Below are 20,726 nucleotides of genomic sequence, written 5' to 3' on the forward strand. Positions count from 1 at the left end.
TGTTATGTTGCCGCGTGCCGTCGCCGTCCGGGCCAACGACTACGATGAGCTACGCGGACGAAGGGGACAGCGTGAACGATCTCATCGACACCACCGAGATGTACTTGCGTACCATCTACGAGCTCGAAGAAGAGGGTGTCGTCCCGCTGCGGGCCCGGATCGCGGAACGACTGCAGCAGAGCGGGCCGACCGTGAGCCAGACCGTGGCCAGGATGGAACGCGACGGGCTGGTGGTCGTGGCCGACGATCGGCACCTGCAGCTGACCGACCACGGTCGTGAGCTGGCCATCGCCGTCATGCGCAAGCACCGTCTCGCCGAGCGCCTCCTCGTCGACGTCATCGGGCTCGAGTGGGAGCACGTGCACACCGAGGCGTGCCGCTGGGAACACGTGATGAGTGAGGCCGTCGAGCGCAAGCTGGTCAAGCTGCTCGACCACCCGACCACCTCGCCGTACGGCAACCCGATCCCGGGCCTCGACAAGCTGGGCGACGGCGACCCCGCCCCGCCCGCCGAGTCCGACCTCGTGCGCCTCGACGAGTTCGCCCGCACCGGCGGCGGCGACGTCGTGGTGCGGCGCATCGCCGAGCACGTGCAGCTCGACGAGTCGCTGCTCACCGAGCTCAAGTCCGTCGGCATCGTGCCCGGCGGCCGCGTCACGGTCGGCAAGGCCAACGGCGGCACCGTGACCATCGAGGTCACCGGCAGCGACTCCTCGGCGCAGGTCTCCACGTCGGCGCTGCACGCCGTGCTGGCGCAGGCCAGGTGAGCCCCGCCGAAAACGCCGCCGGCGCGTTCCACCGGATCCACGGCCGCGCCCCGGCCGGGGTCTGGTCCGCTCCCGGCCGGGTGAATCTGATCGGTGAGCACACCGACTACAACGACGGCTTCGTGCTGCCCTTCGCCCTCCCCCACCGTCTCGCCGTGGCGGCCACGCCGCGTGACGACGGCAAGCTGAACGTCGCCACCCTCGGCGACGACGGCCAGTTGCAGTACTCCGATCCCCTCGACATCGCGTCCCTCGAACCGGGTTCGGTCGGGGGCTGGGCCGCCTACCCCGCGGGCGTCGCCTGGGTGCTGCGCGACCACGGCCACGCCACGGGCGCCGACCTGGTCATCGCCGGTGACGTCCCTTCCGGCGCGGGCCTGTCCTCGTCCCACGCCTTGGAGTGCGCCGTCACGCTCGCGCTGCTCGGCCTCGCCGGCGTCGAACTCGACGACGGCGCGCCCGGCACCCCGGCCCGTCCGGAGATCGCCCGCTGGGTGCAGCGCTCCGAGAACGACTTCGTCGGCGCCCCCACCGGCCTGCTGGACCAGACGGCGTCGTTGTGCTGCCAGGATTCCTGCGTGCTGTTCCTCGACGTCCGCTCGGGTGAGATGGAGCAGGTGCCGTTCCCGCTCGCCGCGGCCGGCGTCCGCGTGCTGATCATGGACACGCGCACCAAGCACTCCCACGCCGAAGGCGGCTACGGCGAACGCCGCCGCGGCACCGAGCGCGCCGCCGAGCTGCTGGGTGTGAAGGCCCTGCGCGATGTCACCCTTTCCGGGCTCGACGCCGCCCTGGCCCAGCTGCCCGACGACCTCGCGCCGCTCGTGCGCCACGTGGTCACCGAGAACCAGCGCGTGCTCGACGTCGTGGCCCTGCTCCGCCAGGGCCGCCTCACCGACATCGGCCCGCACCTGGACGCTTCCCACGTCAGCATGCGCGATGACTACCGCATCTCCACCTCCGAACTCGACCTCGCCGTGGACTCCGCGCGCTCCGCCGGCGCCCTGGGTGCCCGTATGACCGGCGGCGGCTTCGGCGGCTCGGCCATCGCGCTGGTCCGCGAGGCCGACCTGGACCACGTCCGCGCGGCCGTCGAGGAGGCCTTCGAGGCCGCCGGGCTCCGCCGCCCCCGCACCTTCACGGCGGTGCCTTCCCGCGGCGCGGGCCGCGACGTCTGACGCTGTACCGGCTTCGGCTGATTCGGCCGCGGCACTGCCCCCGGAATTGGCACTGCCCCCGGAATTCTTGTCTCGGGGGCAGTGCCGCGGCCGGGGTCGGACTTGGGCTGCGGAGCGCGGGCCGCTCACCGTCCGGCTTTCGCGCAAGGGCGTCAGGCTAGGCAGCCGGAATCGCTTTCGCGCTGAGCCGCCGGTTCTCCCGCCGCGTGTCCCGAACTGCCGGCCGGGCGGGACCAGCGTCCACCGCGTCCGGAGGAAGAGCCGGCGGCGCAGCTCCAGGAGGGCGCCACCCAGGTCTGCCAACACTGTTCCCCTCGGGGCCTCGACCGAGTCTCACCGTGCGCCGCGCACCCGGCAACGGGTCGCGCGGCTCCGGCGGCCGCACGGCTGCGGAGCCGAGGTGGGCCACCGGCCGAAGCGGCCGGGCCGGATCGGCCGCGGCAACCCCCGGGCGGCCGGGCGCGGCCCGGTGAGGGGAGACTGTGGCGCACAGTCACCGCCCACACCAGAAAGGCCACACCGTGACGGACCCGCAGAGCCCCCTGAAACTGATCGTCACGGGTGGCGCCGGCTACGTGGGCAGCGTGTGCGCCGCGCGGCTCATCGAGGCCGGTCACCAGGTCACGGTCGTGGACGACCTGTCCACCGGGCACGCCGACGCCGTGCACCCCGACGCGCGCTTCATCGAGGGCGACGCCGCCGCCGTCGCCGCGGACGTCCTCGGCGAGGGCTTCGACGGCGTGCTGCACTTCGCCGCGAAGTCGCTCGTGGGCGAGTCGATGACGGACCCGGCCAAGTACTGGGAAGGCAACGTCGTCACCTCCCTGCGCCTGCTGGAGGCCATGAAGGCCCACGGCACGCCGCGACTGGTGTTCTCCTCCACCGCGGCCACCTACGGCGAGCCCGAGTCGTCGCCGATCCCGGAGACCGCGCCGACGCAGCCGACCAACACCTACGGCGCGTCCAAGCTCGCGATCGACCACGCCATCACGAGCTTCGCCCGCGCTCACGGGATCGCCGCGGTGAGCCTGCGCTACTTCAACGTCGCCGGCGCCTACCACGCTTTCGGCGAGCGCCACACCACCGAAACCCACCTCATCCCCCTCGTGCTCCAGGTCGCCACCGGCGATCGCGCCCACATCTCCATCTACGGCGACGACTACCCGACGCCCGATCACACGGCCGTCCGCGACTACATCCACGTCGTCGACCTCGCCGACGCCCACCAGCTCGCGCTGCGCCACGCGACGGCCGGCGAACACCGCATCTACAACCTCGGCAGCGGCACGGGCTTCTCCGTGCTGGAGGTCGTCGAGTCCTGCCGCCGCGTGACCGGCCACCCGATCCCCGCCGAGGTCGCGCCGCGCCGCGCGGGCGACCCGTCGGTCCTCGTGGCCTCCAGCGAAAAAGCCGGCCGCGAACTCGGCTGGAAACCCGAGCGCACCGACCTCGACGGCATCGTCTCCGACGCCTGGGCGTTCACCCAGTCCCGCCGCTCCTGACCGATCTCCCTTCCGGCGGGTCCAGGCTCTTGGCGAGTCTGGACCCGCCGGAGGCGTTTTCCCTGCAGCACCACCACGTTCCGGCCTCCGGGTCTGCACCCGGCCCGGGTTGACGACAAGCCACGTCCACCAGCTTCGGCCCCTGGTTCGGCGCGGCCTCACGGTCAGGGCGCAAGGTCAGGCGGCGGATCTTCCACACTCAGCTCCGGCAACGACAGACCGAGGTCCACGGCATCGGGCAGCGAAGCCAGCCCGGCGAGTCTCGCCGGGTCCGTGCCGAGGTTCCAGACCGCGTGGAGGAGCTGCGCTAGGACATGCTCGGGGCAGGCCTCCAGGGCATTGGTCAGTGCCATGCCCGCGAGCGCGCCCTCGCTGCGCATGAGGGCGGCGTAGGCGACCAGGGCGGCGGCGTCCGCACGGTGGGGCGCGGGCAGTTCGCGCACGAGCTCCAGCCACAGGCTCATCGCGGCCACGGCGACGGGCGACTCCGACGGGACCGCGGTCGCCAGGCAGGCGTCGCGGACCTTCGGGACGCGCAGAGCGTGGGCGAGGCGCACCGCCTGGTCGTCCGACGGCGGACCTTCGGCCCGGCGGTGGCGGAAGAACGCCGCGCGGACCTCGGCGGCCGCCGCGAGCACGTCGTCGGGATCCGCCGGTGGGGTCGCGCGGGAGAGTAGCGCGCGGCGCCGCACCAACGCGGCGGGAGACCGTGGCTCCATCAAGGCCAAGACGTCGTCGCGGCTGGGGAAGGAGACGAAGCCGGCGTTGGTGGTCGTGGCCGCCACCACGGTGTCGCGCGGATCCGGCAGCAGGCCGCCGCAGGTGGGTTCGCGGTAGCACGCCCACGGTGCCCCGGCCGCGATCTCCGGTGTCCACAGTGGATGCATCACCGGCAGCTCGTACTCCTTGAGCGCCCGGCCGAGCTCCTCGGCGAGCTCGGCGTGCGGCAGCTCGCCGTCGGGCCCGGCCCGCCCGCCGACGATCACCAAGGTGACGCCGGTGTGGTCGTCAACGCGGAACCGCGGCGCGAGCGCATCCGCTTGCTCCGCAACGAGATCGCGCGGCGGCAGGTCCGCGCGCAGGATCAGGCCGATCCGCGTGCCGGGCGGGCGGTGCCCGAGCAGCACCACGGAATCGGCAGGCGTGAAACCGAGCAGGTACGGGAGCGCCGCGATGAGCTGCGCCGGGTCGGTGAGCAGGGCCCGGGCCGTGCCGGGTGGGGTCGAGGTGGTCACGCACTCCACTGTGCGGCGGGAAACGGGCGGGGGACGGCACTCGGGGAAATCTGTGGACAGCCGCGGCAGTTGTGGAAAACCCGGCCCAGCCTCGCGGGCTGGACCGGGTTCGTGTCGGTGCGGTGTGCTAGGCGCTCAGCCGCAGTGCTCGAACGGGCTCGTGTAGCTGTCCGAGCCCACCGAACCGCCCCACTTCACGCAGGTGGCGCCCGCGGTCTTCTTCACCGGCCCGGCGTAGTAGGTGAAGTTGCCTGAGTCGGTTGTGCGCGCCTGGCCCTCCACTTCCAGGAACGCCGACGTCGGGCTCGCGGTACCCAGCGAAACGGACTTCAGCGTCGTCACGCAGTTGGCCTTCGTCGAAGCGTTGTACAGCAGGTACGCGGTGCCGGACGAGCCCAGCCCCTGCTGGTCGATCACCGAGAACCCGGAGCCGCACACCTCGGTGGCCGAATAGGGGTTGCCGCCGCAGTTGTTCTTGCTCGTGAAGTCCTTCTTGCCGTAGTAGACCGCCGCGACGCCGTTCAGCACGGCCTTCTGCGTCACGCCGTTGAGGTTCTCCTCGAAGTGCAGGTGCGGTCCCGTCACACCGCCCGTCGCGCCCGCCTTGCCGATTTCGGCGCCCCCGCTCACCTTCTGGCCCACGGACACCTCCTGCGCGGACAAGTGCGCGTAGCGGGTTCGCCAGCCGCCGCCGTGGTCGAGCTCGATCCAGCGGCCGTAGCTCGTGCTGCCCTCGTTCTCGACGCGCGTGACGGTGCCGGCCACCGAAGCGACCACGGGCATGCCCGTGATGCCGGACTTCTGGAAGTCGACGGAGTTGGCGGGGTTGTGCCCGCTGAACGTCGCGGCCGTCACGGTGACCCCGCACTTGAACGGCACCTGGAAGTTCGGCGCGGCGGACGCCGGAGCCTGGGCGGCGAACGTGAGACCGAGCGCGGGCAACACCGCGGCAGCGGCGAACACGGCGAGCCGTCGCAACCTGGACATGGTGCGTACCTCCTGTTTGGCGTGGATGACGGAACCAGGAAAGCGACGCGAAGTACATTTTGCGTACATGCCGGGCAAACCACCTGGTAGCAACGGGTGTCCCGGCGGCGAACGGCCTCGACGGACGCTGTTTCGGCGCCGGCCTCGAGAGCGCAAGACCATTCCGCGAAACGCCTTCACACCCCGCCGCGCGAGAGGTCCTCCCGTACATTCTCCCTAGAAACACCGGGGAGGGACATGATCACCACGACCACTGGGAACCGCTCGCGGCTCGGCGCGCCCGACTGGGTGCGGTGGGGGTTCGTGGTGTTCCCGTTGATCATCTCGATCCCGTACCTCACGGGGTGGTGGGCGTGGGCTCTGTTCGGCGTGACGCTGGTGGCGTCGGCGCCGTTGCTGCCCGCGACGCCGGAGTCGAGGCCGGCGTGGGCGTTGCCGGCGGCGATGCCGGTGGTGGTCGCGGCGGCGGGCGCGCTGTGGGTGCTCGAGCCGAACAGCTGGATGTCGGTCGCGATGTTCAGCACGACGTTCTACACGCTGCGGACGTTCGGCCGGGCGCTGACCACGGTGGTGCTGGTGGCGAGTGCCGGCGCGATCGTCACGTGGGCCGTGGTGCACCGGCTCGAATGGCTGAACGCGCTCGCACTGTTCGCCATCCTCATCGTCATGGTGCTGCTCGCCGCGAGCCGGCGCGACCGCGCCGCCCGGCTGGAGCAGACGGAGCTCGCGCTGGCCCGCGCGCAGACCGCCACCGAGGAGCACGCGCGCGCCGCGGCGCTGGCCGAACGCGCGCGTATCGCCCGTGAGGTGCACGACGTCCTCGCCCACTCCCTGGCCGGCCTCGCGCTCAACCTGCAGGGCGCCCGGTTGATGCTCGTGCGCGACGGCGCCAGCCCCGAAGCCGTCGCCCAGATCGAACGCGCCCAGAAGCTGGCCTCGGACGGGCTGTCCGAGGCGCGCAAGGCCGTCGCCGCGCTGCGGGAGGACGCGGTGCCCGCGCAGCGCGCCGTGGCCGACCTGCTCGCGGGCTACCGCCTGGACACGGGTGCGCGTGCCGACCTGGTCGTGGAGGGCGAGCCGCGGGAGCTCGACGCCGGTGTGACCACCGCGCTCGTCCGCGCCGTGCAGGAGGCGCTGTCGAACACGCGCAAGCACGCGCCGGGAGCCGATGTGGACGTCACGCTCGCCTTCGCTGAGTCACACGTCGAGCTGACGGTGCTCGACCGCCAGGGCCGCCGTCCGCCGGACGCGCCCGCGGCGGGATACGGTTTGCGCGGCATGGCCGAGCGGGTCGCGCTGCTCGAAGGAAAGCTGGACAGCGGGCCGGGAGAGGACGGATGGCGGATTCACCTGACGGTGCCGGCGTGAACCTGCGCGTGGTGCTGGCCGACGACCAGGCCGTGGTGCGCGAGGGCCTCGTGACGCTGCTGGGGTTGCTGCCCGGCGTCGAGGTGGTCGGTGCGGCCGCCGACGGCGACGCCGCGCTGGCGCTCGTCGCCGAGCACCGCCCGGACGTCCTGCTCGTCGACCTGCGCATGCCCCGCCGCGACGGCGTCTCCACGACCGAAGCCGTCCGCGAGCGCCACCCGTCGACGGAGGTCGTGGTCCTCACCACCTACACCGACGACGAGTCCCTGCTCGGCGCTCTGCGCGCCGGCGCCCGCGGCTTCCTCACGAAAGACGCGGACGCCGAGGCCATCGCCCGCGCGCTGCGTTCCGCCGCGGCCGGCCAGTCCACAGTGGACGGCGAGCTGCAGCGCCGCCTCGTCGACGCCGCCACGCGCCGGGGCCCCGTGCGCGCGGCGGAGGTCGAGGGCCTGACGGCGCGCGAGATCGAGGTACTGCGCCTCATCGCGGCAGGCCTGTCGAACACGGAGATCGCGCGGGAGTTGGTGGTCAGCGAGGCCACGGTCAAGACGCACGTGAACCACCTGTTCTCCAAGGCCGGCTTGAGGGACCGGGCGCAGGCGGTGGCGTTCGCCTACCGGGCGGGGATCGCGGGCTAGCGCAAGGCCGCACAGCCTCGACGTACGGCCGCAGCGCGTCGGCGAAAGCGGCGTCCGGGACCGAATCGGGGACGACCGTGCCGCCCGGGGTGCCGACGGGGATCGACCTCGCGGACCTCGAAGCGGTAGCGAGCGTGGACGAGCGCCGGCGCGGCGGGCGTTTCCTCGCCAGACGTCGTGGCGCCGTGGCTCCCGTAGATGTTGCAGGTGTACCCGGCGTCGGCGCCGCGGCGGTTGCCCCTGGTCCGGCACGGGCACTCACTACGCCGGCAGGCTCGGCGCACCGGAACCCCGGAGAACCGGGCGCGTGCTCAGGCGCGCGGGCCACACCGCCGTCTTGATCAGCGTCGCCAGGCCGGGCCCGGGACTGGTGTACTTCGCGCCGCCCCAGTCGTTCGCAGCCCGGGGCAGTCGTGTCACACGGGTTGTCGGCCGGCGGCGCATCGGACGAGCACGCCGCCAAACCCGCGACGGTGACCACGACGGCAGCCGCGAAACCCCCCAGCTTCCACACGGTCGTGATTGTCCAGCACCGGCGGCCAGGTCCGGACGAAGTGCCACCGAATACTTTTTTTGTCTTGACAACTACAGTGATCGGTCTGCAGGATGAGCCCACCACCACGAGAGAGGACCCGCCTCATGGACCACGTCACCTCAGCCGACGGCACCCGCATCGCCTACGACAAGCAGGGTCGGGGGCCCGCGGTCGTGATCGTGGCCGGTGCGTTCAGCTACCGCCACTTCCCCGGCCTGCTCGAACTCTCCGCCCTGCTGTCCGAGCACTTCACGGTCTACAACTACGACCGCCGCGGCCGCGGGGACAGCGGTGACGCCCAGCCCTACGCCGTGCAGCGCGAAGTCGAAGATCTCGCGGCCGTCGTCCAGGCCGCCGGTGGTGAGGCGACCGCGTGGGGCCTGTCCTCGGGCGCCGTCCTGGCACTTCACGCGGCCAGGGCCGGCGTCCCCTTGACCAGGCTCGCGCTCTACGAGCCGCCGTTCGTCACCACCGAGGCCGGCCACCCGCCGCACGACTTCGCCGAACACCTGGAAACCCTGATCTCCCAGGGAAAACGCGGCGAAGCCGTCAAGTACTTCATGACCCGGGACATGGGCGCCCCCGGATTCGTGATCCCGCTGATGCGGGTCATGCCCGGCGTCTGGAAGCGCCTCACCTCAGTCGCCCACACGCTGCCGTACGACGCTGCTCTCCTCGAAGGCCACCTGAACGGCGAAGTGCTGACAGACTTCGCCACTGTCGGCCGGCCCACGCTCGTCCTCAGCGGCGGCAAGAGCGCGAAAAGCCTTCAGCAGGCCGCGAAAGCCCTCGCCGACGCCCTCCCCCAAGCGCGGCACCGCACCCTCGAAGGCCAGAACCACAACGTCTCGATGAAGGTCCTGGCTCCCGTCGTCGCGGAGTTCCTCAGAAGCCCAGCGCCGGCTTCCCACCGGTGACCGGCAGCGTCAGCGACGTGCGCGTGAGGTCCAGCGACAGCCCCGCTCCCGGACGCGGCCGCAGGGTGTAGTCGTGGTCGCTGGAGGCCACGAGGAACTCCAGGCGGTGCCCGGCTGCCAGCACGTAGTCCTTCGGCATCAGGGAAACCTCGATGCGGTACGAGGTCCCGGGCACGATCGGCGAGGTCACCGCAGGCGAAATCCGGTTCTGCGGGTCGGTCCAGCCACGCGTGATCACGAACGACTTGCCGTCCGGGGCGCGGTCCAGCAGCGCCACCGTGACGTTGGCGGCCGGCCGGTCGAACGACAGCTGCAGGTCGGCCCGCGCGGTGCCCGAAAGGCGCAGCGACGACTTCACCGCGGGAGTGCCGTACAGCAGGCGGTTGCCCGACGAAGCGGCGTCGGCGAGCTGCTGCACGGTCTTCGAGGCGTCGTCCGCCAGGACCTCCATCGTCGGGCGGCCCGGTACGGGGTTGCGCGCGTCGAGAGTCCCCTTCGCGCGGCCGCCCGGCCACGGGTAGACCTTCACGCCACGAGTGCCCGGCGCGGGCCAGTCGGCTTCGTCGACCCAGGACTTGTCCTCGCGCTGGATCGTCGCCTTCGGTTCGCGCTCGATGCCGTTGTCGATGCCGTAGAGGTAGTGCGACAGCCACTTGTTCAGCGTCGTCAGCCACGCATCACGGCGCAGCGAGATCGGGTCCGCGTGGCCCGACTGGTGCAGCCAGATCTTGTGCTCCACCCCGTGCGCCTTCAGGGCTTCGTACCACGAAGCGACCTGGTCGGTCTTCACGTTCCAGTCGTTCAGCCCGTGCACGGCGAGCACGGACGCGTGCACCTTCCCGACGTCGTTGCGGTAGTTGCGCACGTCCCAGAACGGGCCGTAGTCGCCGGTCACCCGATCCTGGTCGGCGGTGAGCCCGTCGATCACCGGACGGCAGATCTGCCGGTCGGCGCGCGTGTAGACGTACTCGGCCAGCACGTCGGTGTCCTCGCCCTGGAAGCCCCCGGCGGCGACGACCGCGCCGTCGTTGCGGTAGTACTCGTACCAGTTCGAGATCGCAGCGATCGGCACGATCGTCTCGAGGCCCGCAACGCCCGTGCTCGCGACGGCGTTGGGCAGGGTTCCGTTGTAGGACACGCCCATCATGCCCGTGTGCCCGGTACTCCAGCTCGCCGTCACGGGCGCACCGGCCTCGTTGCGCGCCGGGGCGCGGCCGCCCAGCCAGTCGACCACCGACCGCGCGCCCACGGTCTCGTTCACGTCGCCGGTGGTCGGGCAGCCGGTGGACAGGCCGGTGCCCAGGGATTCCCCGTACACCACGGCGAACCCGCGTGCGGTGAAGTAGTCCTGATAGCTCCAGCGGATCGGCGGCGCCGCGTGCGGGCCGACGCCGACGGCGGCTGTCCGCCCCGAGTCCGGCACCGACAGCTCCACGTCCACGTCGTGATTCGCGACGTCGTTGCCACCCGCGAAGTACGGGCTCGCCTGGTAGACCACCGGCACCTTCATCCCGGCGTCCGTCGCGCGGGGCCGCACCACCTGCGCGTGGACGAGGTCGTCCTGCCCGTCGTGGTCGCTGTCCACCGGAGCGGTGACCCAGACGTCCTCGCGCACCACGTCGGCCGGGTCGAACACCGGCTGGGCCTGCCCGGCTGAGAACACCGGTGCGGGGGGCGGATCCGCCTGCGCCACCCCCGTTCCGAGCGGAAGCGCGAGCACAGCAGCGAGCACGGACACGATCCGAGCAGCTCCCACCAGAACCCCCAAGCCGGACGAAGCGGGCGATCACCCCCGACACTTCCGGCAACCGCGGCCGCCGTCAACCGACTAACGTCGGAGTCATGGATGCTCCGATCGTCGCCGTGACCGTCTATCCGCAGCACGCGCGGGTCACCCGCCGGGGCCGGATGAACCTGGCCGAGGGCGCCCGCGTGCGGATCACCGGCCTCCCGCTGGCGCTCGACGCGGAATCGGTGCGCGTCACCGGAACCGGCGCCGCGCTGATCACCGGCGTCGACGTCGGTTACGAGCAGCACGCCGGACCCGCCGACCCCGCGCTCAACGCGCTCGTCGAGCAACGCCGCACGGACCAGGCCGCCATCGACGCCGTCGCCGACGACGAAGCGGCCGAAGCCGCGAAAGTCGAGCTGCTCACGGGCGTGGCGAAACGCAGCGGGGCGAGCTTCGCGAAGGCCCTGGCGTCGGGCGTCGCGGGCCCCACGCGCGTCGAGGAGGTCACCGAAGCGCTGGGTGGACAGCTCGCCGCCGCGTTGCGCACCCGCCGGGCCCTCACCGAACGCCTCGAGCGGATGCGGGAAGACCTCGCCGCGCTGGAACGCCGGATCTCCAACCACAGCGCCCAGTCCGAACAGGACAGTGCCTGCGTCACTGTCGACCTCGAACCACAGGACGGCGCCGGAGAGATCGAAGTCGAACTGTCCTATGTGGTCCCTGGCGCCGCCTGGGAGCCGGGTTACGACGTGCGCGTGCGCGACACGGACGTCACCGTGACCTCCTTCGGCCTGGTCAGCCAGCACACCGGCGAAGACTGGCCGGAGTGCGAGCTCGCCCTGTCGACCGCTCGCCCTGCGAGCACCGTCGTGGTGCCCGAGCTCGACCCGTGGTTCCTCGACCGCGTGCAGCCCGCCCCGCCGCCCCGGCCGATGGCCGCGTTCGCCGCGGCCGCGCCCGGCGGCGCCGCTGTGCGGGACAAGGCCGTTTCGTTGCGGCGCATGGCCCCCGTGTTCGCCGAGGCCGAGCAGGGCACCACCGCGGTCACCTACCGGCCGTCGCGCCCGATCGCCATCCCGTCGGGCTCGCAGGGGCACCGGACCACGCTGGCACAGCTCGATCTGACGGCCGAGCTCGGCTACGTGACCGCGCCCGTGCAAGCAACGGAGGCGTATCTGCGCGCGACCGTGGTGAACACCGGCGAACACACGTTGCGCGCCGGGCGCGCGTCCGTCTTCCACGACACCGAGTTCGTCGGCACCACCCGGCTCGATCTGTGGGCTCCGGGCGAAGAGATCGAGCTCGCCCTCGGGGTGGACGACCGCATCCGCGTGGAACGCGACCTCGTGCGGCGCACGGCGAGCAAGGCCACACTGTCGGGCCAGCGCCGCCGCGAAGCGGAGTACCGCACCACGGTGACCAACCACAGCCCGCGCGAAGCCGTGGTCACCCTGCTCGACCAAGCGCCCGTCTCCCGCGACGAAGCCATCACGGTGCGGGACGTGCGCGCGACGCCCGACCCGGTGGAGACCACCGACCTCGGCGAGTTCACGTGGCGGCTCACGCTCGCGCCCGGTGCGACCGGGACGGTCACGCTCGCCTACCGCGTGGACGTCGCCAAGGGGGTGGAGCTCAGCGGCTGGCGGGAATGACCCTCAGCCCTGTGCGATGTAGGCCTCGAGCTGTTCCTGGCTCTTCTCGAGTTGCTCGATCCGGGACTTCACCACGTCGCCGATGCTGATGATGCCGGCGAGGCGGCCCTCTTCGAGCACGGGCACATGCCGGATGCGGCGTTCGGTCATCAGCACGCTCAGCTCGTCGACCGAGTCGTCGGGCCCGGCGCTGGCCACCATCTTCGTCATGATGTCGGCGACGGGGCCGTCGAGGACCACCGGGCCGTGGTCGTTGAGCCGGCGCACGACGTCGCGTTCGGACACGATCCCCGCGATGGCGCCTTCTGGTGTCACCACCACCATGGCACCGACGTTGTGGCGGGCGAGCCCGGCGAGCAGTTCGGTCACCGTGGTCCCCGGAGCCACCGTGGCGACAGCGGCGCCTTTGGTCCGGAGCAGATCCGCGATCCGCATGGTGTTCCCCTCTCCTCGTCGAGTTGGGTCACACCAGGTTAGGGCCCGGGTGCCGAGTGCGAAAGTCCGGCGAGTCGCGTTCACCCGTGGTATGGAGTGCTCACACCAGCCGTTCGGCCAGGCCTTCCAGCGCGGCGCGGATGCCCGCGGCGTAGTCGTCCTCGCCCAGCGCGTCGAGCTTTTCCCGGGCCGACGCGAGATGCCGGCGCGCGGCATCGAGGTCACCGAGCTTGCGGTAGTCCTCGCCGAGGTTGAGGTGCAGCGACGGGTAGAAGCCACGCACGGCGAGCGTCGAGTGGTACTGCTGCGCGCGTTCGTCGGTCAGGGAGTCCGCGGCGGCGAGAGCACGGAGGTCCCACTCGAGCTCTTCGGCGGGCTCGTCGCAGACGTCGGCGAGGTGGTGGGCCAGCGCGCAGCGGTGCAGCGGGTCACCGTCCTCGCCGATCTCCTGCCACAGCGCAAGGAACGCCTCGCGCGCGCCCGCGCGGTCACCCGCGATGTGCTTGCGCAGGCCCGCGTCGATCGCCACCATCACGTCGTCGGTCATCGCACTCCCTCGTCGAACACCCGGCGCAGCCGGGCCAGTCCCGGTTCGATGGCCTCGGCCGCGATCGCACCGTAGCCGAACAGCAATCCGTGGCAGGTCCGGGTCATCGAGAAGTCGCCGAGGGACAACAGGCGTACGCCGGCGTCCCGCGCTTTGCGGGCCACCAGGCGCAGATCGCGGTCGGCCGAAGCGCCCAGGTGCAGCCCGGCCGCCGCGGGTACGGGGTCGAGCACGTCGCCGAACTCGCTGCGCAGGCCGTCGACGAGGAGGTCGTGGCGCCCGCGGTAGATCTTGCGCATCCGCCGGATGTGGCGCGCGAAGCCGCCTTCGTCGATGAAGTCGGCCAGCACAGCCTGCTCGAGCGCGGGTGTGTGCCAGTCGGCGAGGTACTTCGCTTCGTCAAGGCGCCCACGAGCGACGGCGGCGCGGCCAGGAACCCCACCCGCAACGCCGGCGAGAGCACCTTCGACATCGACCCCACGTACACGACGCGGCCGCGGGAATCCAGGCTGTGCAACGGTTCCAGCGGCCGTCCGGTGTAGCGGAACTCGCTGTCGTAGTCGTCCTCGATGACCACCGCGCCCGTGCGCTCGCCCCAGTCGAGCAGTTCCTGCCGCCGTGCCAACGACATCGCGACGCCGAGCGGGCACTGGTGCGAAGGCGTCACGTACACAACCCGCGTGCCGGCCGGGATCGCCTCGACGACGATCCCCTCCCCGTCCACCGGCACGCCGGCGACGCGCATGCCCAGGGTGCCGAGCAGCAGCCGCGGCGGCGGGTACCCGGGATCCTCCACGGCCACGAGGTCACCGGCCTGCAGCAGGACCCGCGCGACGAGGTCCACGGTCTGCTGGACGCCCGTCGTGACATCGATGTCTTCCGGCCGCACACGGACGTTTCGCGACACCCCGAGGTGGCGCGCGAGCCCCTCACGCAGGCGCGGATCGCCCTGCGGCGCGCCGTACATGAGCAGATCGGCCTGCGACGCGCGCAGCCGCTGCGTCATCAGCCGGCGCCAGGTGTCGAACGGGAACAGCCGCACGTCGGGCACGCCGGCGCGGAAGTCGTACTCCGCCACGGATCCGAAGGAGCGCGGCGGGGACGGCACCGTCGTCCACTCCGGACGCGGGCGAACGGCCTCCTCGGACTGCTCGGCCGCCTCGGCGGGCCACGGTGCAGCGCCCGACCGGACGAACGTGCCCGCGCCGGGCCGGGCGTTGAGGAAACCCTCGGCGGCGAGAAGTTCGTAGGCGGCGCTGACGGTTGTGCGCGAGACGGTGAGCCGCTGGGCCAGCTCGCGCGTGGGCGGCAGGACGTCGCCGTCGCGAATCCGGCCGTCGAGCACGGCCTCGCGGATCTGGCGGTAGATCTCGTCGCGGTGGCCTCGGCGGCCGTTCAGATCGATGTGCAGGTCCACGTCGCCAGCCTAGATTGGTCCACCAGAGTTCGGCCCGTTTTGGACCTTAAGCTGGTCCGCTGGGGCGGTTAGCGTCCCGGTATGACCACGTTCGAACTCGACCGCCAGTCTCTGCTCGTCCTCGACAAAATCGTGGCCGGCGCCACGGGCCAGGACCTTTCCCGACCCACCCCCTGCGCCGGCTGGACGCTGGCCGACCTGCTGCGCCACCAGGTCAGTGAAAACCACGCCTTCGCCGAAGCCCTGCGCTGCGGCGAAGCGACCGACTGGGACGCCGGGCGCCTCGGCGAAGACCCGTACGCGTCCTACGCCGCTTCGGTCGGCGACTTCCTCGCCGCGTACGGCGAAGAGGGCGCGATGCGCCGCCAGCTGAAGATCCACGAGTTCGGCCCGTTCGCCGCCGAGATCGCCACGGCCATGCACCTCGTCGACACGGTGGTGCACGGCTGGGACCTCGCGAAGACGTTCGGCGTGGCGTACGAGCCCGTGTCGGACGCGGTGACCGCCGCCCTCGGCTTCGCCGCCATGGCGCCCACCGACCCGGCCGAACGCGCGGTGAGCGGCGCGTTCGGCGCGCTGGTCGAGGTGCCCGAGGACGCCGACGAGCTCGACCGGCTGATCGGGCTGCTCGGGCGCGATCCGGGCTGGAAGCTCAGCTGACCTCGTCGGCCGGCGCCGACCACGTGTTGCACGCGGCCGTGTTCTGGCCCGTGAAGCCGGCCTTCGCCCAGGACAGCTGGTGGGCGCGGCTGCCGTGGTCGTCGCTGTCGTCGGCGCGGCCGTAGTCGGCGACGGCCGCGTTGGCCGTGGCGCGGCTGATCGAGCCGCGCCCCTCCGCGGCGGCGAGGAACAGCGCGCCGAAGCAGTTGGCCTGCAGCTCGATACGCCGCACCAGGGCCAGGTCGGCGGGGCTGTCCTGGTCCGGTGAGCTCATGCGGTCGGCCGCCGCGGTCAGGATGCCGCTCTCGCTCTGCACGTGGTGGCCGTACTCGTGGGCGATGGTCGCGAGGTGGCGCGAGCGGTTCTGCCCGGCGTCCGAGAGCATCCAGTCGGTGGGGGCGTAGATCGTGGTGTCGCCGCCGCAGTAGTAGGCCACGGCCTGGTCCTTCGACGGCGCCGCCCCGCACGCGCTCACCTTCGGCAGCGTCACGGACACGGAGACCTTCACGCTCGGCTCGTCCGCGCGGTCGAGCGCCGGGTGCCACGCCTGCTCCAGGCAGCCGGTGAGGGCCTCGTAGAACGCCGACAGCTCGGGCCCGGTGTCCCCCAGCTGCGGCAGCTCGCACGACACCGCGCCGAGCCTGACGCCGTCGGTCAGGATGGGGTTGGTCTCCAGCTCGGGCACCGCGTGGGGACGGGAGCGGGCTCCGTCGCCCGGCGACGCGTCGGAGCGGTGCGCGGAGTTCGGCACGGCGATCGCGTGGCCGGACAGCTCGTGCGGGACCACGGCCATGACCCCGGCCGTGGCGACCAGGATCACGAGCGCGACGACTCCGCCGACGACCCCACCGTTTCGACGGCGCGGCGGACCGTACGAAACCGGTGCCCACGGGTTCACGGCGGGTGGCCGGGCCGCCATCGGCGGCGGTGGCGGCGGCCCGGCCGGCTCCCCGCCCGCGTTTTCACTCAAGTGCGCTCCCCCTGTCACCAGCGCGCTCCAGCATACGGAGCACCCGGCCGGGCGGGATCACGAAACGGGAACGCCGGGCGGGTGGCCGGAACCCCCGCCCGGCGGCGAGACTGGGGCCATGAGTGTCGAAGATCCGTACCTGTGGCTGGAAGACGTGACCGGCGACGAGGCACTGGACTGGGTCCGCACGCGCAACGCCGAGACGCTGGACGTGCTCACGTCCGGCGAACGCTTCGCGGCGCTGCGGGACGAGATCCGCGAAGTGCTCGACGCCGGGGGGCGCATCCCCTACGTGACCCGCCGGGGGCCCAAGCTCTACAACTTCTGGCAGGACGCCGAGCACCCGCGCGGGCTGTGGCGGCGCACCACCCTCGAAGAGTACCGCAAGGCCGAGCCTGACTGGGAGGTGCTGCTCGACGTCGACGCGCTGGCCAAGGCCGAGAACGAGAACTGGGTGTGGAAGGGCGCGGCGGTCCTGCGGCCCGGCCACCGGCTGGGGCTCGTGCAGCTCTCGCGCGGCGGTGCCGACGCGACGGTGGTGCGCGAGTTCGACCTGGACGCGCACGAGTTCGTCGAAGGCGGCTACTTCCTGGCCGAGGCGAAGAACCGCGTCGGCTGGATCGACGAGGACCGCGTGTACGTGGGCACCGACTTCGGCCCGGACACGCTCACTACGTCCGGCTACCCGCGGCTGACGAAGGAATGGCGCCGCGGCACGCCGCTCGAATCGGCGGAACTGGTGTTCGAGGGCAAGCCCGACGACGTCGCTGTGGTCGCGTTCCACGACCCGACCGAAGGGTTCGAGCGCGACTTCGTGCACCGCTCGATCGACTTCTACCGCACCGAGGTGTTCCTGCGGACACCGTCCGGAATGGAGAAGCTCGACCTGCCCGACGACGTGGAGCTGTCGGTGGAGCGCGAGTGGCTGTACGTGCAGCCCCGAACGCCGTGGACCGTCGGAGCCACGGTGCACCCGGCCGGCGCGCTGCTCGTGATCGGGTTCGACGCGTTCCTGGCGGGCGAGCGCGACTTCACCGCCCTGTTCACGCCGGACGCGCACACCTCGCTCGAGTACTACACGTTCACCCGCAACCACGTGCTGCTCGCGAAGCTGCGTGACGTGAAGACGGAACTGGTCGCGCTCACCCCCGGCCCCGACGGCTGGACGGAGGCGCCGCTGGGCGGGGCGCCGGAGTTCGGCAGCGCGGACATCGTGGGCACCGACCCGGACGAGAGCGACGAGTACCTCGTGGACTCGTCGAGCTACCTGCAGCCGTCGACCCTGAGCCGGGGCGAGGTGGGCGGTGAGATCGAGGTGCTCAAGCAGGCGCCGGGGTTCTTCGACGCGGCCGGGATCGAGGTCGCGCAGTACTTCGCGACGTCGGAGGACGGTACGAAGATCCCGTACTTCGTGGTGCGCCCGCCCGGCGCGCAGGACGGCCCGACGCTGCTCAACGGCTACGGCGGCTTCGAGGTTTCGCTGACGCCCGCGTACAGCGGCGTGATCGGCCGCGGCTGGGTCGCGCGCGGCGGCACGTACGTGGTCGCGAACATCCGTGGCGGCGGGGAGTACGGCCCGGAGTGGCACGCGCAAGCCGTGAAGGAAAACCGGCACAAGGTCTACGAGGACTTCTCCGCGGTCGCTCGCGACCTCGTCACGCGGGGCATCACCACGGCCGCGCGGCTCGGCATCCTCGGCGGCAGCAACGGCGGGCTGCTGATGGGCGTGATGCTGACGCGGTACCCGGAGCTGTTCGGTGCCGTGGTGAGCCAGGTGCCGCTGCTCGACATGAAGCGCTACCACCTGCTGCTGGCGGGTGCGTCGTGGATGGCCGAGTGGGGCGACCCGGACGTGCCCGAGGAGTGGGAGTACATCGCGAAGTACTCGCCGTACCACAACGTCCACAAGGGACGGACGTACCCGCCGACCCTGTTCGCCACGTCCACCAGGGACGACCGCGTGCACCCGGGCCACGCCCGCAAGATGATGGCGCGGATGCTCGAACAGGGCCACGACGTGCGCTACTACGAGAACATCGAGGGCGGCCACGGAGGCGCGGCGGACAACGCGCAGCTGGCGTTCAAGTGGGCGCTGGTGTTCGAATTCCTGTGGTCGCGGCTGTCCTGACGTGAAGGGGGCGCCTTGACCGGCGCCCCCTTCACCTCCCCGCCTTGCGCCAGATCACGACGGCACCGATCACCAGCATCACCACCGCGCCGAGGCCGATCAGGCCCTTGACCAGCAAATCCATCAGCAAGTGGCGCAGCAGCTCGTCGCCGTTCACCGGTCGTCGAACCGGTTGAGCGCTTCCCTGGTCACGCGGTTCCCGAGCCCGCGCCGGGTCCCTCGCTCGTCCAGCACGCGCGCGACGAACCGCGCCGCGGTCGTCACGTGGTGTCCCTTTCCCCGGCGGCGCAGCGTGACGACCAGCGCGAACACCACCAGGCCGAGCACCGCCAGCCCGGCCGCGATCAGGCCGAACCGGATCAACAGCACGTCGAGCACCGTCTCCATCGTCTCCCACCTCGTTCCTATCACGACTGTGACATAAACATTGGTATCACAGGTGTGATAGAAAGGTTCAGTGCCCAAGCAGGTAGACGGTGAGCAGCGGCGCGCGGACATCGCGGACGCCGTGCTGCGCCTCGCCGCGCGCGACGGCTTGCCGGCCGTGTCGCTGCGCTCGGTGGCCGCGGAGTCAGGCCTGAACATCGGCTCCGTCCGTCACTACTTCGACGGCCAGCGCGACCTCATGCGCTTCGCCATGCGCTCGACGATCGACCGCGTCACGGCCCGTCTCGAGAGCCGCCGCGCGTCACTTCACCCCTTCGCGGAGCTTTCGCCCGACGAGGCGGCCGACCAGATGACGGACTTCCTGGCCGAACTACTCCCCCTCGACGCCGCCCGTCGCGCCGAAGCCACGGTCCTCGTGGAGTTCCTCGTCGCGGCCCGCGTGGACACCGACCTCACCGAACTGGCCCACGAAGCCCTGCGCGGCACCCTCACCCTGGCCCGCCGAATCACCGACGCGATGACCCGTCGGTCACTGTTGCCACCGGGCGTCGCGGACCTGGAGGCCGAGCGCCTGGCCGCTCTGCTGGACGGCCTTACGTTCCGCTCCGCCCTGCAACCGGAAGCCACCACACCCGAGGTGTGCCGGGCGGTCCTGCGGGCCCACCTGGCGTCGCTGCGCGTCAGAGCAGATCCCGCGGCCGCGCCCGACGCGTGAACGGCCTCGTGCACACCGGGCGGGTCCGTCCAACGTGGACATCCACGACCACTCGCTCGAACCGCCCCAACACCCCGGCCGCGAACGCGAGCCGCGTGACCCCGAGCGTTCTCAACGCCCGCCCGTGATCCACGAGGACGACGGACAACGCCCCCAACACCAGGATCCGCCACCCACCGGCGACGAGTTTCCCCTTCGCCCCGGGGAAAGCTCCTCGGAGCTGATCACAGTGGAACGGCACATGGCGCTCCTCATCCGCCAGAATCCTCGCCGCGACCTCGCGGGTGAGGGGATCACTGGTGCCGTCCCGCAGTGTTCTGTAGTAGCTCAGCGCCACGACCTCGGCGATCAGCAGCACCATCAGCTCGAGCCTGAGCCCGAACGCCCGCCTCAGCCACACGAACACACTGTCGGACCAGTGTTTCGCGATCGTCGTACTTCCCGCCGCTTTCAGCAGCTCCTCCAGCAACCTGGCGTGGTTCTGCTCCTCGGCCACGAACAACTCGACAGCGGGCCGGTACCGCGGATCCGCCTTGGCGATCAGGTTGGCCCCGTCCCCCGACTCCCCCACCTGGAAGCGCTGCACACTCCGCACCACCGCGGGGTCCAGCCGCGCCCCGCGCCCCCACTCCGGCTCCGGCCGCACCCGCCGCCGTTGTGCTTCTTCCCTGAACTCCCTGATCCACTCCACGCGCCCGATGCTGTCGCACCGATGTGCGCACGGAACGGAGGACGTGTGGAGATCTTGTGGTGAAATCCAGGCTCACTCCTGGTCCGCGCCCTTGAAGGACGACGACGAGCGCCTGCTGAGACCGATAACGACCTCCTTCCCCAGTCACACCGGAAACCCAGGCTGGTGGTGCACGACATTCACCACACCGGAAGCACGAGGACAGGACACCCGCAGGCGAGCCGGCGCCAAGACCGTCTGGGGTTTGGTAGCAGCGTGGAACTTC

The 20,726-nt window shown here is 71.5% G+C and carries 19 protein-coding genes and 1 pseudogene; 10 read left to right on the forward strand and 10 right to left on the reverse strand.

The features are described from left to right. The first annotated feature begins 44 nt into the window (after positions 1 to 44). From AB0F91_RS36575 to galE, 3 genes are all read left to right on the forward strand, one after another. Positions 45 to 767, forward strand: coding sequence for a metal-dependent transcriptional regulator (locus AB0F91_RS36575; protein ID WP_304504291.1), 723 nt, complete (start codon positions 45 to 47; stop codon positions 765 to 767). Further along, on the forward strand, positions 764 to 1,945 hold the full coding sequence (gene galK, locus AB0F91_RS36580; protein ID WP_360605210.1) for a galactokinase: 1,182 nt from the start codon (positions 764 to 766) through the stop codon (positions 1,943 to 1,945). Before AB0F91_RS36575 ends, galK begins: the two co-directional genes overlap by 4 nt. A 521-nt stretch (positions 1,946 to 2,466) precedes the next feature. Next, positions 2,467 to 3,447: a UDP-glucose 4-epimerase GalE gene (gene galE / locus AB0F91_RS36585; protein WP_360605212.1), complete on the forward strand. Its 981-nt coding sequence runs from the start codon at positions 2,467 to 2,469 to the stop codon at positions 3,445 to 3,447. Between the two features lie 164 nt (positions 3,448 to 3,611). Here the strand turns inward: galE and AB0F91_RS36590 are convergent, their stop codons facing one another. Further along, positions 3,612 to 4,682: a DUF4192 domain-containing protein gene (locus AB0F91_RS36590; RefSeq protein ID WP_360605214.1), complete on the reverse strand. Its 1,071-nt coding sequence runs from the start codon at positions 4,680 to 4,682 to the stop codon at positions 3,612 to 3,614. A 135-nt stretch (positions 4,683 to 4,817) separates the two neighbouring features. Then, positions 4,818 to 5,669 (reverse strand): M23 family metallopeptidase, encoded by an 852-nt coding sequence (locus tag AB0F91_RS36595; protein ID WP_360605216.1) that lies wholly within the window; start codon positions 5,667 to 5,669, stop codon positions 4,818 to 4,820. A 237-nt stretch (positions 5,670 to 5,906) separates the two neighbouring features. On the opposite strand from AB0F91_RS36595, the gene AB0F91_RS36600 reads away from it, so the two are divergent. From AB0F91_RS36600 to AB0F91_RS36610, 3 genes are all read left to right on the forward strand, one after another. Beyond that, positions 5,907 to 7,037: a histidine kinase gene (locus tag AB0F91_RS36600; protein WP_360605218.1), complete on the forward strand. Its 1,131-nt coding sequence runs from the start codon at positions 5,907 to 5,909 to the stop codon at positions 7,035 to 7,037. Beyond that, positions 7,034 to 7,675: a response regulator transcription factor gene (locus AB0F91_RS36605; protein ID WP_360605309.1), complete on the forward strand. Its 642-nt coding sequence runs from the start codon at positions 7,034 to 7,036 to the stop codon at positions 7,673 to 7,675. The genes AB0F91_RS36600 and AB0F91_RS36605 overlap by 4 nt, the downstream gene beginning before the upstream one ends. A 639-nt stretch (positions 7,676 to 8,314) precedes the next feature. Beyond that, positions 8,315 to 9,127 carry an alpha/beta hydrolase gene (locus tag AB0F91_RS36610; protein ID WP_360605220.1) on the forward strand — a complete coding sequence of 271 codons (813 nt, stop codon included), beginning with the start codon at positions 8,315 to 8,317 and terminating at the stop codon, positions 9,125 to 9,127. Here the strand turns inward: AB0F91_RS36610 and AB0F91_RS36615 are convergent. Further along, the gene (locus tag AB0F91_RS36615) at positions 9,096 to 10,883 is read right to left on the reverse strand and encodes a Xaa-Pro dipeptidyl-peptidase (protein ID WP_360605222.1); all 1,788 of its coding nucleotides are present in this window, start codon (positions 10,881 to 10,883) and stop codon (positions 9,096 to 9,098) included. The two genes, AB0F91_RS36610 and AB0F91_RS36615, sit on opposite strands and share 32 nt — an antisense overlap. Positions 10,884 to 10,969: 86 nt before the next feature. Between AB0F91_RS36615 and AB0F91_RS36620 the strand changes: the two genes are divergently transcribed. Then, a complete protein-coding gene (locus tag AB0F91_RS36620; protein WP_360605224.1) occupies positions 10,970 to 12,511 on the forward strand; it encodes a DUF4139 domain-containing protein in 1,542 nt (513 codons plus the stop codon). Between the two features lie 3 nt (positions 12,512 to 12,514). Here AB0F91_RS36620 and AB0F91_RS36625 read toward each other — a convergent pair whose 3' ends face one another. From AB0F91_RS36625 to AB0F91_RS36635, 3 genes and pseudogenes are all read right to left on the reverse strand, one after another. After that, positions 12,515 to 12,946, reverse strand: coding sequence for a CBS domain-containing protein (locus AB0F91_RS36625; RefSeq protein ID WP_360605226.1), 432 nt, complete (start codon positions 12,944 to 12,946; stop codon positions 12,515 to 12,517). A gap of 100 nt (positions 12,947 to 13,046) precedes the next feature. Continuing rightward, positions 13,047 to 13,493 carry a hypothetical protein gene (locus tag AB0F91_RS36630; protein ID WP_360605228.1) on the reverse strand — a complete coding sequence of 149 codons (447 nt, stop codon included), beginning with the start codon at positions 13,491 to 13,493 and terminating at the stop codon, positions 13,047 to 13,049. Further along, positions 13,490 to 14,910: pseudogene (locus AB0F91_RS36635) on the reverse strand (PLP-dependent aminotransferase family protein). The gene AB0F91_RS36630 and the pseudogene AB0F91_RS36635 overlap by 4 nt, the downstream one beginning before the upstream one ends. Before the next feature lie 81 nt (positions 14,911 to 14,991). On the opposite strand from AB0F91_RS36635, the gene AB0F91_RS36640 reads away from it, so the two are divergent. Next, positions 14,992 to 15,570, forward strand: coding sequence for a TIGR03086 family metal-binding protein (locus AB0F91_RS36640; RefSeq protein WP_360605230.1), 579 nt, complete (start codon positions 14,992 to 14,994; stop codon positions 15,568 to 15,570). Here AB0F91_RS36640 and AB0F91_RS36645 read toward each other — a convergent pair. After that, positions 15,563 to 16,489 (reverse strand): neutral zinc metallopeptidase, encoded by a 927-nt coding sequence (locus AB0F91_RS36645; protein ID WP_360605311.1) that lies wholly within the window; start codon positions 16,487 to 16,489, stop codon positions 15,563 to 15,565. The genes AB0F91_RS36640 and AB0F91_RS36645 overlap by 8 nt on opposite strands. 169 nt (positions 16,490 to 16,658) lie before the next feature. Between AB0F91_RS36645 and AB0F91_RS36650 the strand changes: the two genes are divergently transcribed. Next, entirely contained in the window at positions 16,659 to 18,668 is a 2,010-nt protein-coding gene (locus AB0F91_RS36650; RefSeq protein ID WP_360605232.1) for a prolyl oligopeptidase family serine peptidase, read from the forward strand. A gap of 31 nt (positions 18,669 to 18,699) precedes the next feature. Here the strand turns inward: AB0F91_RS36650 and AB0F91_RS36655 are convergent, their stop codons facing one another. Together AB0F91_RS36655 and AB0F91_RS36660 are read right to left on the reverse strand one after the other, a co-directional pair. Then, positions 18,700 to 18,825 (reverse strand): hypothetical protein, encoded by a 126-nt coding sequence (locus AB0F91_RS36655; RefSeq protein ID WP_360605234.1) that lies wholly within the window; start codon positions 18,823 to 18,825, stop codon positions 18,700 to 18,702. Next, positions 18,822 to 19,055: a hypothetical protein gene (locus AB0F91_RS36660; RefSeq protein WP_360605236.1), complete on the reverse strand. Its 234-nt coding sequence runs from the start codon at positions 19,053 to 19,055 to the stop codon at positions 18,822 to 18,824. Before AB0F91_RS36660 ends, AB0F91_RS36655 begins: the two co-directional genes overlap by 4 nt. Positions 19,056 to 19,125: 70 nt before the next feature. Between AB0F91_RS36660 and AB0F91_RS36665 the strand changes: the two genes are divergently transcribed. Further along, positions 19,126 to 19,770: a TetR family transcriptional regulator C-terminal domain-containing protein gene (locus tag AB0F91_RS36665; RefSeq protein WP_360605239.1), complete on the forward strand. Its 645-nt coding sequence runs from the start codon at positions 19,126 to 19,128 to the stop codon at positions 19,768 to 19,770. Here AB0F91_RS36665 and AB0F91_RS36670 read toward each other — a convergent pair. Beyond that, complete coding sequence (locus AB0F91_RS36670; protein ID WP_360605313.1) at positions 19,736 to 20,470, reverse strand: ferritin-like domain-containing protein; 735 nt, start codon at positions 20,468 to 20,470, stop codon at positions 19,736 to 19,738. The genes AB0F91_RS36665 and AB0F91_RS36670 overlap by 35 nt on opposite strands. Between the last annotated feature and the right edge of the window lie 256 nt (positions 20,471 to 20,726).

Source organism: Amycolatopsis sp. NPDC023774 (genome assembly GCF_040639695.1).
Taxonomy (GTDB): Bacteria; Actinomycetota; Actinomycetes; order Mycobacteriales; family Pseudonocardiaceae; genus Amycolatopsis.

Bases quoted from the DNA above. Each gene is read 5' to 3' on its own strand.
- AB0F91_RS36575 (WP_304504291.1), top strand. From the start codon at position 45: ATGAGCTACGCGGACGAAGGGGACAGCGTGAACGATCTCATCGACACC.
- AB0F91_RS36595 (WP_360605216.1), bottom strand. From the start codon at position 5,669: ATGTCCAGGTTGCGACGGCTCGCCGTGTTCGCCGCTGCCGCGGTGTTG.
- AB0F91_RS36600 (WP_360605218.1), top strand. From the start codon at position 5,907: ATGATCACCACGACCACTGGGAACCGCTCGCGGCTCGGCGCGCCCGAC.
- AB0F91_RS36610 (WP_360605220.1), top strand. From the start codon at position 8,315: ATGGACCACGTCACCTCAGCCGACGGCACCCGCATCGCCTACGACAAG.
- AB0F91_RS36620 (WP_360605224.1), top strand. From the start codon at position 10,970: ATGGATGCTCCGATCGTCGCCGTGACCGTCTATCCGCAGCACGCGCGG.
- AB0F91_RS36625 (WP_360605226.1), bottom strand. From the start codon at position 12,946: ATGCGGATCGCGGATCTGCTCCGGACCAAAGGCGCCGCTGTCGCCACG.
- AB0F91_RS36630 (WP_360605228.1), bottom strand. From the start codon at position 13,493: ATGACCGACGACGTGATGGTGGCGATCGACGCGGGCCTGCGCAAGCAC.
- AB0F91_RS36640 (WP_360605230.1), top strand. From the start codon at position 14,992: ATGACCACGTTCGAACTCGACCGCCAGTCTCTGCTCGTCCTCGACAAA.
- AB0F91_RS36645 (WP_360605311.1), bottom strand. From the start codon at position 16,489: ATGGCGGCCCGGCCACCCGCCGTGAACCCGTGGGCACCGGTTTCGTAC.
- AB0F91_RS36650 (WP_360605232.1), top strand. From the start codon at position 16,659: ATGAGTGTCGAAGATCCGTACCTGTGGCTGGAAGACGTGACCGGCGAC.
- AB0F91_RS36660 (WP_360605236.1), bottom strand. From the start codon at position 19,055: ATGGAGACGGTGCTCGACGTGCTGTTGATCCGGTTCGGCCTGATCGCG.